At 60.1% G+C, this 13,772-nt stretch carries 15 protein-coding genes; 9 read left to right on the top strand and 6 right to left on the bottom strand.

The window, feature by feature from the left end; all coding sequences use genetic code 11:
- From tssM to CBW50_RS29565, 4 genes are all read right to left on the bottom strand, one after another.
- On the bottom strand, positions 1 to 1,763 hold a 1,763-nt coding region (tssM, locus tag CBW50_RS26590), incomplete at its 3' end, for a type VI secretion system membrane subunit TssM (RefSeq protein ID WP_216356420.1).
- A gap of 46 nt (positions 1,764 to 1,809) precedes the next feature.
- Positions 1,810 to 3,246, bottom strand: coding sequence for a hypothetical protein (locus tag CBW50_RS26585; protein WP_099420626.1), 1,437 nt, complete (start codon positions 3,244 to 3,246; stop codon positions 1,810 to 1,812).
- 31 nt (positions 3,247 to 3,277) lie between these two features.
- Positions 3,278 to 3,547, bottom strand: a complete 270-nt coding sequence (locus tag CBW50_RS26580; protein WP_086148295.1) for a PAAR domain-containing protein — start codon at positions 3,545 to 3,547, stop codon at positions 3,278 to 3,280.
- A 15-nt stretch (positions 3,548 to 3,562) separates the two neighbouring features.
- Complete coding sequence (locus CBW50_RS29565; RefSeq protein WP_172404903.1) at positions 3,563 to 4,408, bottom strand: M15 family metallopeptidase; 846 nt, start codon at positions 4,406 to 4,408, stop codon at positions 3,563 to 3,565.
- A 217-nt stretch (positions 4,409 to 4,625) separates the two neighbouring features.
- Between CBW50_RS29565 and CBW50_RS26570 the strand changes: the two genes are divergently transcribed.
- The 3 genes from CBW50_RS26570 (at position 4,626) to CBW50_RS29175 (ending at position 6,062) form a co-directional block, all read left to right on the top strand.
- The gene (locus tag CBW50_RS26570; RefSeq protein ID WP_139842661.1) at positions 4,626 to 5,387 is read left to right on the top strand and encodes a hypothetical protein; all 762 of its coding nucleotides are present in this window, start codon (positions 4,626 to 4,628) and stop codon (positions 5,385 to 5,387) included.
- The gene (locus tag CBW50_RS26565; RefSeq protein ID WP_086148293.1) at positions 5,384 to 5,683 is read left to right on the top strand and encodes a hypothetical protein; all 300 of its coding nucleotides are present in this window, start codon (positions 5,384 to 5,386) and stop codon (positions 5,681 to 5,683) included. The genes CBW50_RS26570 and CBW50_RS26565 overlap by 4 nt, the downstream gene beginning before the upstream one ends.
- 169 nt (positions 5,684 to 5,852) lie before the next feature.
- A complete protein-coding gene (locus CBW50_RS29175; protein ID WP_139842660.1) occupies positions 5,853 to 6,062 on the top strand; it encodes a hypothetical protein in 210 nt (69 codons plus the stop codon).
- Here CBW50_RS29175 and CBW50_RS29560 read toward each other — a convergent pair.
- Positions 6,059 to 6,202: a hypothetical protein gene (locus CBW50_RS29560; protein WP_172404902.1), complete on the bottom strand. Its 144-nt coding sequence runs from the start codon at positions 6,200 to 6,202 to the stop codon at positions 6,059 to 6,061. The genes CBW50_RS29175 and CBW50_RS29560 overlap by 4 nt on opposite strands.
- Between CBW50_RS29560 and CBW50_RS26560 the strand changes: the two genes are divergently transcribed.
- Together CBW50_RS26560 and CBW50_RS26555 are read left to right on the top strand one after the other, a co-directional pair.
- Positions 6,197 to 6,892 carry a putative type VI secretion system effector gene (locus tag CBW50_RS26560; RefSeq protein WP_139842659.1) on the top strand — a complete coding sequence of 232 codons (696 nt, stop codon included), beginning with the start codon at positions 6,197 to 6,199 and terminating at the stop codon, positions 6,890 to 6,892. The two genes, CBW50_RS29560 and CBW50_RS26560, sit on opposite strands and share 6 nt — an antisense overlap.
- Positions 6,893 to 6,906: 14 nt before the next feature.
- Positions 6,907 to 7,689 carry a hypothetical protein gene (locus CBW50_RS26555; protein ID WP_143450794.1) on the top strand — a complete coding sequence of 261 codons (783 nt, stop codon included), beginning with the start codon at positions 6,907 to 6,909 and terminating at the stop codon, positions 7,687 to 7,689.
- Between the two features lie 56 nt (positions 7,690 to 7,745).
- Here CBW50_RS26555 and CBW50_RS26550 read toward each other — a convergent pair whose 3' ends face one another.
- Positions 7,746 to 8,363 (bottom strand): DUF4291 domain-containing protein, encoded by a 618-nt coding sequence (locus tag CBW50_RS26550; protein ID WP_086148290.1) that lies wholly within the window; start codon positions 8,361 to 8,363, stop codon positions 7,746 to 7,748.
- Positions 8,364 to 9,187: 824 nt separating this feature from the next.
- Between CBW50_RS26550 and CBW50_RS29555 the strand changes: the two genes are divergently transcribed.
- From CBW50_RS29555 to CBW50_RS26535, 4 genes are all read left to right on the top strand, one after another.
- On the top strand, positions 9,188 to 9,364 hold the full coding sequence (locus CBW50_RS29555) for a hypothetical protein (protein ID WP_157792400.1): 177 nt from the start codon (positions 9,188 to 9,190) through the stop codon (positions 9,362 to 9,364).
- A 59-nt stretch (positions 9,365 to 9,423) separates the two neighbouring features.
- A complete protein-coding gene (locus tag CBW50_RS26545; protein WP_226935593.1) occupies positions 9,424 to 10,269 on the top strand; it encodes a phage tail protein in 846 nt (281 codons plus the stop codon).
- 28 nt (positions 10,270 to 10,297) lie between these two features.
- Positions 10,298 to 11,236, top strand: coding sequence for a tetratricopeptide repeat protein (locus tag CBW50_RS26540; protein WP_086148288.1), 939 nt, complete (start codon positions 10,298 to 10,300; stop codon positions 11,234 to 11,236).
- Between the two features lie 108 nt (positions 11,237 to 11,344).
- Positions 11,345 to 13,772: YDG domain-containing protein (locus CBW50_RS26535; RefSeq protein WP_253252005.1), on the top strand; the 2,428-nt coding region annotated here is incomplete at its 3' end.

The raw sequence follows: 13,772 nt of genomic DNA, 5'->3' as shown, positions 1-13,772 counted from the left end.
AGGGTGCCGGCCGGCGCGGGCAGGGTGGCTGCCGCGCTGGCCGATACCGCGCCCGACTGAGGCGTGCTGGCCATCGGCTGCAAGCGGCTGGCGCCGGCGTTGACTTCGGCCAGGAAGGCTTCCAGCGATTGCGCGACCGGGCCCAGCATCACCTCACGCACGCCCGAGAAATACTCTTCGCGCAGTTTGCGCTCCAGCAGATCCCCCTGGTACAGCCCCAGGCCCAGCGAGACGGGCCGGCTGTTGCGGTAGGAGTCGAGCTGCTCGATCCGGTCCTGCAGGATTTCCAGCGCTTCGAAGCGCGATTGCAGGTCGAGCCGCTTGTCCTGCACCTTGATCGCCTGGTCCAGGTCGGCCTGCACATTGGCCACCAGCTGGCGGTTGGCCATGTAGGACCAGCTCCAGCCGGCCAGCGCCAGGCCCACCAGCGCCGTGGCGGCAAAGAAGGTGGCGTAGCGCAGGCGGGTCTTGGCTGGACTGGCATACTGGGCCACCAGTTCCTTGTCGGCGAAGATTACCTTGCGGAACAGATTGAGCAGGAAATAGCCGTGCTGGTCCTGCACCGCGTTGTGTTGCTGCGGTTGCAGTTTCAAGTCGAAGCGCTGCGCCACGCGTTCCGACGAGGCCGATACCGATGCGCCTTCCTGCAGCGCGCTGGTGAAATAGAAGCCGCGCATGACAGGCTTGAACTGGAACGGATTTTCCTCGAACAGGGTGGCGACGAAGGCGCGCAGCGACCCCTTGATCGCGCTGAATTCGAGCGGGAAGGTGAACACGCCCGGCGGCATGCGTTCGTTCTGCTGCAGCGCCATGCTGGCCAGGCTCAGCTCTTTCAGGCCGTCATACAGCTCGTCGAAACGCTGGTCGAACTGCTCCAGCACGTCCTGTTTGGAACTGGTCTGGCTGTACGGCAGGGTGGCGCCCCATACCCGGTCGCGTTCGCCGCGTTCCGTGTCCTGGAAAAATTCGTTGAAGCCGGTAATCAGGTCGGCCTTGGTGAACACCACGTAGACGGGCGCGTGCACTTCCAGTTTTTCCGTCAGCTCCTGCACCCGCTGGCGCAGGTTCTTGGCCAGGTTGATGGCAAACTCGGGCCGGCTGCCGGTCAGTTCGGCAATGCTGACGGCGATGATGATGCCGTTGATCGGCGCGCGCTTGCGGTGTTTTTTCAGCAGTGACAGGAAGCCGAACCACTCGGCGCGGTCTTCGTCGTTGACCGAATAGCGGCCCGCCGTGTCGAGCAGGATGCCGTCGGTGGTGAAGAACCAGTCGCAATTGCGGGTGCCGCCGATGCCTTGCACGATCTTGCTGTCGGCAAACGGAAACTGCAGGCCGGAATTGGCGATCGCCGTGCTCTTGCCGGCCGCCGGATTGCCGATGATCATATACCAGGGCAATTCATACAGGGCCGCGTCACCCGACAGCTGGCCCAGTTTGGACGTCTTGATGGTGCCGATCGCCTCGAGCATGCGCTTGCGGATGGCTTCGGTTTCCTCGCGCTGGGCGGCTCCCGCCTTGGGCGCCGCGCCGGCTGTCTGCTGTTCCAGCATGCCGCCGAACCGGGCGGCATCGCGCTGGCGGCGCCTGCGCTGCAGCCACCAGACCACGCTGGCGACCAGCAGGACCATCGCCAGCGGCGGCACGATCCATGCGAGCGGCCATTGAAAGATGACGGCGCAACTGGCCAGCAGCGCGGCCAGCGCCACGAAGCCGATGGCGAACAGGCTGAAACGGGTAGTAATGGAATGCCAGAATCGTTGCATCATAGTATGAGGGGCCAGAGGTTGACAGGCATGGTGGAGGAAGGATTCATGTCGCGGCGAGGATTTCATGGGCGACGGCCGCCCCACCCACCACCACGGCAGCGCGGTGGAAGGCGTCGAGGTTGCTCAGGAATAACACCTGGCTGGCATTGCCCGCCGCTTCGTGCCGCGCCAGCACCAGCGCGGCCAAGGTGGCTACCTGGCCACTCTGGCCGCAGGCCGCTGCCACGCTCAGCACGTCCTCGCTGAGATCGATATCGGGCAGCAGCGTGCCGGCATTGTTCATCAGTTCGATCATGCGGCTCGAGCGCTGGTCGGCATCGGCGTAGAGCCGCGTGATCGCGGCAGGGGCGACAGACGCCGCCGACATGGCCTTGCCGCCCAGCTCGGCGAGCAAGCTGGCATCGCCATGGCCGCGGCTGTCCGCCGACCGGCCGCGCACGGCAGTGCTGGCATGGTGCAGCAGTACCGGCGTATCGGCCTGCAGCGCCGCCGCCTGGGCTGCATCGGCCAGCAACAGGCCGGCCGCGCCTTCGCCGGGAATCTGTCCGCCCGGCTGGCCGGTATTGAACAGCAGGTCGCGCGCGATCCAGTCATGCATGGTCAGCTCGCCGATATGGGAAGCGCAAGCGAGCACGATGGCCAGGCAAGGCAGCGCTTGCAAGGCAGCCTGCGCGGCCAGCTGTTCGATCAGCGCCAGCGGCCCGCTGTCGCCGGCCAAATGCGTGCTGAGCTTGTCGGATGGCCAGCCTTGCTGTGCCGCTTGCGCGTGCAGCCAGGCGGCACCCGTGTCGCGCTGCGGCTTGTCCCAATCGGACGGCAACAGCAGATGCAGTTGCAGAGTCGGCAGGGCGGCGCGCGCGCTCGTTTGCGCCGTCTTGTCGTCGTCGAGCGCCGCGTGCATCGCCGCTTCCCGCATCAGTTCGTTCAACACGCCAGCGCCCAGCGCCAGTGCGCGCAGGTGTTCGGCCTCGAAATGCGGCGCCGCATCCCGCGCCGTGTCGGCCGGTCGGCGCCGCAGCCAGTCGTCCAGCAGTTCCTTCTGGCCGTGTTCATCGAGGCCGGCCACGCGGGCGCTCATCACGGGGTAGCCCTGCGCGTCGGTCAGTTCGGGATCCAATTCGGGGCGCTGCTGCCTGTCCTGCAGCGCTGCCGCCAGTTCCGACGCCGAGTCGCCACCGGGCATGCGCAGGGCGGCGGCGGCCAGGTGCAGCGGCGCGCGCGGCGGCGCTTCGTTGCTGGCCGGCATGGCCTCACCGCCGGCGGCATCGGCCGGCGCCGGTGCCGGCGCTGCCAGCCTGGACAGCAGTTTCCTGCCCAGCCACCAACTGGTGAGCAGCGCCAGCGGCAACGCCAGCATGGTGCCGGCCAGGTCGCCCGTCGATGGCATGCGCGTGCTGGTGCGCCAGTACCAGATTGCGCCGCCCCAGCACAAGGCGAACGCGGCCAGTATCAGCAGGCTGCGCCGCAGCCACGGGCGCATCAGCGCCGCCCCTTGCATCGGCGGCCGGACGTCATAGCTGATCCGTGGTGGCTTGCTGGCTGGCGATCAGCATCGCGCCGCAGCTGGTCTTGTCGCCGTGGCGGGCCACCGGCTTGCCGTCGACGATCCAGCTGGCGTCGCCGCTGACGATGGGGCAGGTGCCATGGCCCGGCAGCGGGCACGAGACTTTGTCGCCCACGCGCGCGATGCCGATGCCGCCGCTGTCCGTCATCGCCGAGGCCTCCAGCACGCTGCCGCCATGCGATGTTTTATCGCCCAATCTGATTACGGGACCAGCCATATGTGTTCCTTCCAGTCATCGTTGTTTTTTCATTACACCGGGCACGCGCAATTCCGTGTGGCCGAAATCCATCATCTTCCAGCGGCCGCCCCAGGTCATGCCGACCGATTCGGCCACTTCGCCATACAGCTGATAGCCGCGCATGGCCCAGGGATCTTTTTCCGAGATCACCAGCTTGCCGTCGCGCAAAAAAGCGCAATCGGCGGCCAGGCCAAACTGATGCCAGCTTTGGAACGCGGCCGCATTGCTGACATTGCTGCCCATGCCGGCCAGCATGTTTTGCCGTTCGGGACTGCGGTAGCCTTCCAGGATGGCCATGTCGTAACCATGTTTTTCCTTCATGATCTTGAACACCAGCAGCAGCCTTTGCGCATACTCTGCATTGAGCAGCGCCCAGTTGCGGCTGGCCGATACCAGCATCGGCCGAATCTGCTGCACTTCCTCGGTGGCGAACACCAGCGGCGGCAGGTCGAGCGGCGGCACCAGCTGTTCGCCTTGCAGCAGGGCCGACACCTGCGTATTCATTTCGCGCGTCGAAACCGCATAGCCGCCCAGCATGTTCTTGCTGCCTGCCAGCAAGGCGATCGTCGGCGGCAGGCAGAGCACCGCCGCACCGCCCAGGAACAGCAGGTAATGGCGGCGCACGAATGCCGCGCTGCCGAGCAGCGTACTGGCGCCACTGCGGCGCAGGGTGTCGAGGCCGGCGTTCCTGCGCCGGGCCAGCCGCGCGAGTCGTGCCGCCAGGCCTTGTTCGGCCGTCGCCAGCGCCCGCAGCACCAGTTCGCGGCCGGATGGAAACAGCGCCAGCCAGCTGATCAGGCATGCGAGWAAAAAATAGAGTGCCACCGCCAGTAAAAACACGCCCGCTCCGTTCGAAAAAAGGCGCCATGCATGGGCAGTTGAATGCCGCGGTGCCAGCGTTTGCGCTAATATTGCCTTAGAGTATATCTTACTAACTTGCTAATTACGGGGGCTATATTTCAATTGTGCGCCGGGTCGGCACTGTTGATTTCCTAACATGCGTCACGCTTTTTTTTATTGTCGTAAGGTGTTGTAAATATTGACAGGAGTTAAGATTTTGCAAAGCAATGACGACAGCCCAAGGCCATCGACACGGCCCAGCTTATTGACGCCCGCGCAACAGGCCGAGGCCGACCGCAGCCGTATCCTGAACCATCTCGAAGGCGGCGGTCGGCCCGCGCCCGTGCCTCGTGAAGGCAGGCGCTCCGGCCGGTGGGCCGTCTGGGGTGGCATGCTGGCCGGCGCCCTGCTGTTGCTGGCCACCGGCGCCTGGCTGGGGCAGCGCGAAACGGCGGCGCAGGCCGAACCGGCGTTGGCCAGCACGGCGCCAGCGCCGGAAACACCGGCCGTGGCCAGCGCCCCTGTCACCGCCGCGGCCAGCATACGCGAGGAGGAGCAGGCTCTGCCTCAGCAGAGCCTGAGCGAAATGCTGGGCGCCGGCATGCCGGCCCCGGTCTCGGCTCCCGTGCCCAGCCCCAGGGATGTGCTGAGCCAGGCGCTTGAGACGCCGCAGAAGAGCGCGCGCAAGGCGGCGCCGCCAAAAAAACCACCGGCCAAGCCGCTCAAACCTGCGGCGCCGGCCAAGCCCGCCACCACGCCGGAACAGGAAAACGACGTGGCCCTGCTGGCCGCGCTGGTATCGCACGCCCAGGCAGGCACGGCGCCCAAAAAAGCAGCGCCCAGCCTGCAAGCTCAGTTGCTGCAATGCAGCAAATTGAGGCCGGCGGCGGCCGATGGTTGCCGCCAGAGAACTTGCGCCGGCCGCGTCGACAAGCCTCTGTGCAAGGCGGCCAGGGCTGCGGCGCAAGGCGCGCGATGAGCACAGCGCTGCTGGACCGGGTGGGCGCCGCGTCGGGAGCGTTCTCCGGCATCACGCGCTTGTACGAGCTCAAGCTTGAAGCGGCAGCGCGCAGGATGCGGGCCCGCTGCTGGTGGAAGCGTTCGCCTGCGACGAGCAATTGCAGACGGCTGGTCAACGGGAAAGCAGTCTGCGGGTTTTTCAGAGACGCCGGCAAGATCAAGGATGGCGACATCGTCAAATTGCTGGTGACACAGAGAAAGGATGTGCTGTACGTGCACAGTTTGCTTTGCATAGGCGATAGCTTATTTTTTTGATGCCATTGAATGCTTATTGCGGAGAGCGTGCTTCGTTCTGGAACTGCATGAGATTTGCAAGGGACCTGACCCCGGCTATCTGGATCATCCTTGCTCTGATGCTTTTATTATCCATCGATGTATCTTTGGAAAAGACGAGAATTTAATTGCGATATCCGGCATCATATTCGTGATGCCGCTGATTTTTTGTTTTTCTTTCGAATATTGGAGCTTTGGAGCCATGCGTGGCTCTTCAATATATCCGACCGAAATTTTCGCTGCGCATGGTTTTCCAGGGCCAGGCGACTTTGATATGCGCAAGGGCGCTACTTTATTCAAAGGGCATAGCTATGGTTTTATTGGATGTGGCCGTGAATTGGCCTTGAGAAACATGGTTTAAAATGCAATATCCAATCCGCCTGATAATTGCTGGGGTGGATTTCCGTTCATTTTAAATTGAATCCAAATCAATCCCTGCATAAATTGACGATATTGCTGGGGAGATATTGCCAGCTCACTGATTAAGAAAAATATATGCATGAATTATCCTATAAGTTGGTCAGCGGTATTGTTGAAGGTTTGAGAACTTCCGACATGCATGTCAATTATTTGAAGAGCGCTGAAAAAAACAAAAAAATATCTGGTTTGACGGCGATTGTTCAGGCTGCCGCAGGCGAGCCAGGTGCTGTTCATAGCGCACAGGCAGCGACAAGTGACGGAGATCCTGTCACAGGCTTCACCATGAGTGTAGGGGGCAAGTTGGTTGTCGGGAGTTTCTGGAGTGTTGATTTTAGGGACGGAGACGAAGTTCAAGTTGTTGGCTGCCAAAAAGGCAATGAATTCAGCGCTGTCGCAGTCGTTGACGTACAGGAAAACAAGATATGGATGCAGCCGCATTCCGAACGTGGAACAACGGCAAAAAAATTTCATCTATTAAAATGTTGTGGCTATGCTTTTGTTGGCTTGTATGTTTTGCAGATATTGGCGGCATTTTTTGGCGGTGTCCCGCTCTGGTTCATGTTGATTTGCGCTACCTTTAACACTTTGATTGTTTTATTTGTGACTGTTGGCTTGAGTTGGAAAGATTTTATGGAATTTTCAAAGGAGATGAATAGGGTGGGAAAGACACTTGGGATTGCTGAGCCGGAAAAAATTGATCTTTTTAAAAGTACCAAGAGGATGAGGAAAGCAGGAAGAGCCGATTTGCCGATGGGCGTATATTATCTTTAAATTAGCTAAATAACATGGTAAATGCCTTGGGTTTTCCTGATGAGCTGATTTTCGCCCTGGAAGGAGAAATGAGGAATTTTCATTTCTCTAGAGCAACGGTGGACCTGTTGCATGGCATTGAAAAAAATATTGCGGCAAAAACGCTTGCCGGTGGTGTAGCCGCCGCCATCAATGCCATGCCTGGAACGTTGGCAAATTCAGCCATGCTAAGTTTGTACGATGGCGAAGATCTGCATAATTTTGCCGGACTGGTCAATGGACAAGTCGTGTGTGGTGTTTTTGCCGATGTGGACAAGATTAAGAATGGCGATTTCGTCAAATTGGTGGTGGAAAAGAGAGGCGAGATCCTTCACGTGCACAGTTTGCTTCGCATTGCGGATGGCCTGTTATTGATGCCGTTAAATGCTTATTGCGGAGAGCGCGCCTTTTTCTGGAGTTGCATGAGATTTGCAAGAAATATGATGTTATTTGTCTGGATTGTTCTATTTTCCGGATTTTTCTTGGTTGTTGATGTGTCGCTGGAGAAGAAGGAAGATTTAATTGCGGCATGCGGCGCAATATTGTTGATGCCTGCCTTGTTTTGTTTCCCTTTCGAGTATTGGACATATAAGACCATGCGCGGCTATTCAATATATGCCGAGAAAATTTTCGTCGCATACGGTTTTCCAAGGCCGGATGTGTTTGATGCACGCGGTGGAATTACTTTTTTTGAAAATCACGGCGATGGATTTTTCGCAACTAATTGTAAGCTGGCTCTGAAAAAACACAAGTCAAAATACAGGATTCAATCTATCTGACAATTGTCGGGCAGGGCGCGTTGCATGAGTTACCTTGCTTGTCCCTGCTCCCAGGATCAAGGTGTCGGCGCTACGGATGGATGCAATACTGACGAGTACGGTTTTTCTTGCGGCAGCATGTGCCTTGCTTCCTCAAATTTTTCCTGGGCGAGCAATGCATGGATGGAATGAGCCAGCGGCGTCACGTCCGCCACCCTTGTTATCCATTGATGTACGTAAAGCTCAACAGCTTCTTTGCTGAGGCCGATCTGGATGGCTCGGTATGGTTGCGGCCGCAACAGCAGGTCCCGTTCGGGATCCCACTGGATGCGCACGGGCGATGCCTCCTTCTTCGCCGTCCATTCATCCTTGCTCATGGATGCATCCGCGCGGCTCAGGCAGCCGTGCTCCAGTGCCCATTCAAATCCCGCTCTACTGATATCGATCGCCAGTATGCGTTGCTGGCCAGCGTCTTTGAACCCCCAGCCGGCGCGATACATCATCCATAAGAATGATGGTTTGATCCAGGTCATGCGTTCCATCTTGAATGGCGGCGCAGTCAATGTGCCGTTCGCCAATGCGGCATCCGCGATCACATCCGAATAGGCCTGATAGACACGGATAGTCGCTTCGTCATAGGTGGCCCGGATCTGACGTTCAGGGATGGCTGACGTCGGGTACTGATCATTTTGCATTCTTACCTTTGTTGAAGCCAGGGCGAATCCTGGCAAGCCTTGACATGGCGCTGGCAGCGCCGCTCGGTTCCTGGACGTGGCCTGTAGCCGTCCGCAGCCGGTTGATAAGCTGTGTTGCAAGGCGGATGGCCGCGCTGGCGAACGTCGGGTGTGGTGCATCTTACACGACATGGCGCTGCTCTCCGGCGGGCAGGGCTTCTATCTCGATCGGGAGGCGACATCGACATGGCGATGCAATAGGCAGCTTAGGAATTGGCGTTCTCGGTGCTGCCATCGGAAGGCAGCAATTCTGATTTATGCCACGCTTCGTTTTATCGCGGCGCGTCTGCTGGTTCGAATGAACCATCGTCACAATTGGTCACTTTTGGTGGATATTGGTAGTTTGTTATTTAAGTAAGTCGCTCACTATACTTGGCGGATGAAAGCGCGTACAAGGCAATGGTTGACGACGGAATAGCGGGAGGCCACTACGCAAATGGAATCCCTGTCTGTCAATTCTATCTGCCACATTCTTGTGCTGTGTCAAGGCCACGATGGGATGTCTGTGCGGAAATACCTCTTGGTCATCCGGGTGAAAAATGAATCAGAAGAACATGTGGCCGGACAGTAGATTTGCAGGATGCGGGGCAGGTCTGATCAGTATTTTGTCGAGGGGCTACCTTTTTTGACTAGCCTTTTCTGTTTTCCGTGCCTAGAAGATGAAATCTGCAGTCCGATCAGCACAGTCAGCTAGGTTCATCGATTATCTCGCCGCCGCACCCAGGCCATGCCACTTTTGTCGTTTGCCTATTCGCAGCCTGATCCAGGCTAGAGATCGGATTCAGATGGGCCTGGAAAAGACTGTCGCAGGCCTGCGTTTTACTGCATCACGTCCCGGGACAGCCAATATTCAAATCGACTGCCCGGCGCATCAGCATGTCTACGTCGCGGTAAATAATTGCCCGATTGACCAGCGCCGCAAGCCGGGCAGGCGCATCGATAACGTCAAGGGCAACGGTTGAAATATAGAGAAGTCACAAAGTAAACAAGACGTTCGCTTCAAATCAAGGGGAAATATAAAATGAAATCTGTAGCTAAGAAACACTTTTCTCGCGCCGCGCTGATCACCGGCATCGTCTCGGCAGCCTGGGCGCCCAACAGTTTTGCCTGTTCCGACAGCCCCATCCTGGCGAGCATCTGCATCATGGCCGTGCCATACAATTTCGGCAGTTTCAATCGGCAGTATGTGCTGGCTGACGGACGCGATATGTATATCAATACCAATGTGGCACTGTATTCCCTGATCGGTAACGCTTATGGCGTCGTTACCCAGACGACGTTCAAGCTGCCTGACCTGCGCGGCAAGTTCGTCATCGGCGCCAACGGCGAGGACTACATGGCTGGCGACAAGGGCGGTGCAAATGCGATCAAATTGAAGGTTGCACAACTGCCGCCCCACACGTTCGCGCTGGCCGCGGTTCCCGTCGACCTGAGCAAGCTGAAGGTCGGCGTGGCCTTGCCTGCGCTGACGGGCACGGCACTCATTCCCAGTACCGTTGCGACAGGCACGGTAGCGGACTTGAAAATGAATGTGTCCGGTAGCGCCAATGGGGGCTCCTCGCCATCGGGCGCTTATCTGGGCAAGGCAATCTCTGCGTCCTCCAACATTTATTCCTCGGCGGCACCGGATGCGACACTGAATGCCGGCGCCATCACCGGTGGCACCGTTTCGGTCACGGTGCCTGGCATGGCGGGAACCGTGACTACGGTCGGTGAGAAGCTGGACGGCGTCATCGGCGGCACCGCAACGGCCAGCGGCCAGACGCTTCCCGTCGGAAGTGGCGATGCAATCGATATCCGGCCATCTTTTATCGCCTTGACGTATTACATCGCGGCCTCCAATGGCCTGTATCCAAACAGGGACTAGCACTTTGCGTATTCTCGCCGTTACAACAATGGCCACGCTGCTGCTTGCCGCGCCACAGGCCGGCGCCGCGCCGCGCGACCTCAGCACTGAGCTGAAGCGCGCCGACAAGGCGCTGGCCGCCGAGGACTACGGACTTGCCTACAAGGAATACGCGCGCGTCGCCGCCCGCAATCCCCTGGCGCAATTCAATCTGGGCTTGATCGAACGCGAAGGATGGGGGCGGGCGCGCAATGGGGCAGCCGCCTGCGGCTGGTTCGGCAAGGCGGCGCAGGGCAACATTCCTGCTGCGCAACAGTTTTTTGGCGATTGCCTGGCTGTAGGCATCGGACAGGCGGCCGACGGCAAGGCGGCCGAAGCGTGGTATCGCAAGGCGGCGCAGGCGGGCATCGCCTATGCGCTCTGTTCGGCCGGTCAACTGTATATCGGCGGGCAGGCCGTCGGCAAGGATGTCGGGCACGGCCTGGGGCTGTGCGCGCAAGCGGCGCAGGCCGGGTCGGTGCCGGCCATGCTGCGCATCGCCGACTATTACAAGGATGGCAAGGACGTGCCGCAAGATCTGGCGGCCGCGCGTCATTGGTATCGGCAGGCGGCGGAACACCGCGAGCATCAGGCGCAATACCGCCTGGGCGTGATGCTGGCGCAGGGCGAGGGCGGCGATGTCAACCTGGCGCTGGCCTTGTCATGGCTGGAGCATGCGGCCTCCGAAGGCTATGCGCCCGCCTATTTGCCGGTGGCCATCCTGTACGCCAACAGCGCGCCCGACCCGGCCACTGGCGCGCTGACGCCGGCCAGCCTGGCAAAGATTTACATGTGGAACAGCGCTGCCAAAGCCACCACGAAAAATACCGCGGAACTGGCCGAGATCGAACGTATCGCGCAACTGGTGGATCAGGTGATGCCGGCACAGTGGAAGCCTGCACTGGACCGCCGGGTCGCCGAACATCTGGGCCGATTTTCCGCAAATTAATACATATATAACAAGCGGCATGCCATCCGCGCAGCGCGCCGCCAACCAGAGAAAACCATCATGCGTCATGCCTCTATGAACAGAATCTATCGACTCATCTGGAGCCATGTGCACCATGCATGGGTCATCGTCCCGGAACGCACGAAGGGCCGGGGCAAGGCGGCGAATCGCAGCCTCGTGTTCAGCGCCTTGCTGGCGGCCACCCCTGTTGCCATGGCGGGACCGACAGGCGGCCAGGTGACAGCCGGCAACGGCACCATCAGCCAGAGCGGCGCCACCACCACGGTGACGCAAGCGAGCCAGAACCTGTCATTGAATTGGCAATCGTTCAATACCACGAGCCAGGAAACCGTCAATTTCGTCCAGCCGTCGTCCAGCGCCATTGCCGTCAACCGCATCGGCGACACGCATGCCACCCGCTTCTTCGGCCAGCTCAACGCCAATGGCCAGGTCTACCTGATCAATCCGAATGGCGTGCTGTTCGGCGCCGGATCGCAAATCAACGTGGGCGGCCTGGTGGCCTCGACGCTCGACATCGGCGATGCCGGACTGGGCGGCGCGACGCGCCATTTCAGCGGCAACGGCACGGGCAGCATCGTCAACCAGGGCACGATCAATGCCGCCAAGGGCGGCTATGTTGCCTTCATCGGCAATACCGTCAGCAATACGGGCAGCATCAACGCGGCAGCGGGTGCGGCGGCGCTGGGCGCGGGCAGCGACGTCACGCTGTCGTTTTCCGGCGATAGCCTGGTCAATCTGCAGGTCAAGCAGGGCACGCTGAACAACCTGGCCGAAAATGGCGGCCTCATCAAGGCAGACGGTGGCGCGGTCTGGCTCTCGGCCGGCGCCAGGGATGCGCTGGTGGCCAGCGTGATCAATAACACCGGCATTATTCAGGCGCGCAGCGTGCAGAACGTCAACGGTTCCATTGTGCTGGCGGCTGGCAATGCCGGCACCGCAAGCAATGGCGGCACGCTTGATGCTTCCGGCAGCGGCGGCGCAGGCGGCGGCAGCGTGAAGGTGCTTGGCGGCACGGTCAAGCTGGCGGCGGGCAGCGCGATTGATGTGTCAGGCGAGGGCGGCGGCACGGCTTTGATTGGCGGAAATTTTCTTGGCAGCGGCAGCGAGCAACGCGCACACACGGCCATCGTCGATGCCGGCGCCTCGATCAGGGCCGATGCCATCAGCCGCGGCAATGGCGGCAATGTTGCCGTCTGGTCCGATAACAGCACGCAATTCAATGGCAGCATCACGGCGCGTGGCGGCGCGGTGTCGGGCAACGGCGGCAAGGTGGAAACTTCGGGCAAGGCCTTGAAGGTCAACTCCAGCGCCTCCGTCAGTACGGCGGCGCCCCATGGCGCGGCGGGGGAGTGGCTGCTGGACCCCGATGATATCCTGATCGGCAATGCCAGCATATGGGGAAATTCTTACGGGATCAACGTCGATACGCGCGTCCTGTCGACGGCGCTCAATAACGGCAATGTGACCATCAAGACCACCGGAGCTTCCGCCAGTTGCACGGGCACGCCGTGTGCCCCTGGCAAGCCTGGCAATGGCGATATCATCATCCTCGATGGCATCGGTTACGGCAATGACTACTCCGTCGTCGGATATCCCAGCATTCCTAACTGGACCAGCAACACGACGCTGACGCTCAGCGCCTATCGCAATGTGCAGTTCAAATTTACGAATAATGTTTCTTATGGGGGAGCAATCGGCAATCTTGGCGGAGGCATCGTGGCTGAAGGGGCGGTCAATATCGTGCTGAAGGCCGACAATGGCGGCAGGGGCACGGGCACAGTCTTTTTTGACGACCTTTCCGCCATTGATAGCAATATTTTCCTTGCAAATAATGCCGGCACTGTCAGCATCTATTACAACCCCAGCAGCTACAACACCCCGACGGACTTTACCCCGTACCTCAACAATCCCGGTCAGCTCACTGCGTATATGGCCGTCAATCTGAGCGCTTCGATTGCTCCCAAGGTCTATGACGGCACGACGACCGCGGGATTGGCCGGGCTCAACAGCCTGCTGACCATGCCGAACGGACTGACGCTCGATACTGCCGGCCAGGCGGCCACTTTTGCCGACAAGAATGCTGGCACCGACAAGGCCGTGACGATCACCGGCGTCAGGTTCAGTGGCGGCGGCACCACGATTGCCCATGGTGGCCAGCACTATTACCTGAATGGCCTCGACAGCAAGACGGGGACGATCACGCCCAAGAGCATCAACGTCAGCGGCGTTTCCGCCAGCGACAAGACCTATGATGGCACGACCACCGCCACGCTCACGGGGGCAGGCATTTCGTCGTCCGACCTGGTCGGCGGCGATATCGTTTCGCTGGCAGGCGGCTCCGCGACGGGGACGTTTGCCGACGCCAACGCCGGCGGCAACAAGAGCGTCGCCGTCAGCGGCTACACGCTGACGGGCACGGATGCCGGCAACTACAACCTGGTGCAGCCGGGCAGCGTGACGGCCACCATCCACAAGGCCAACCTGGTCCTGTCCGGCAGCAAGACCTATGACGGCA

The sequence above is a fragment of the Janthinobacterium sp. GW458P genome, assembly GCF_002127585.1.
GTDB lineage: Bacteria > Pseudomonadota > Gammaproteobacteria > Burkholderiales > Burkholderiaceae_D > Janthinobacterium.
Note: the sequence above shows the minus strand (reverse complement) of the source record. Positions and strands in the feature narration are given on the sequence as shown.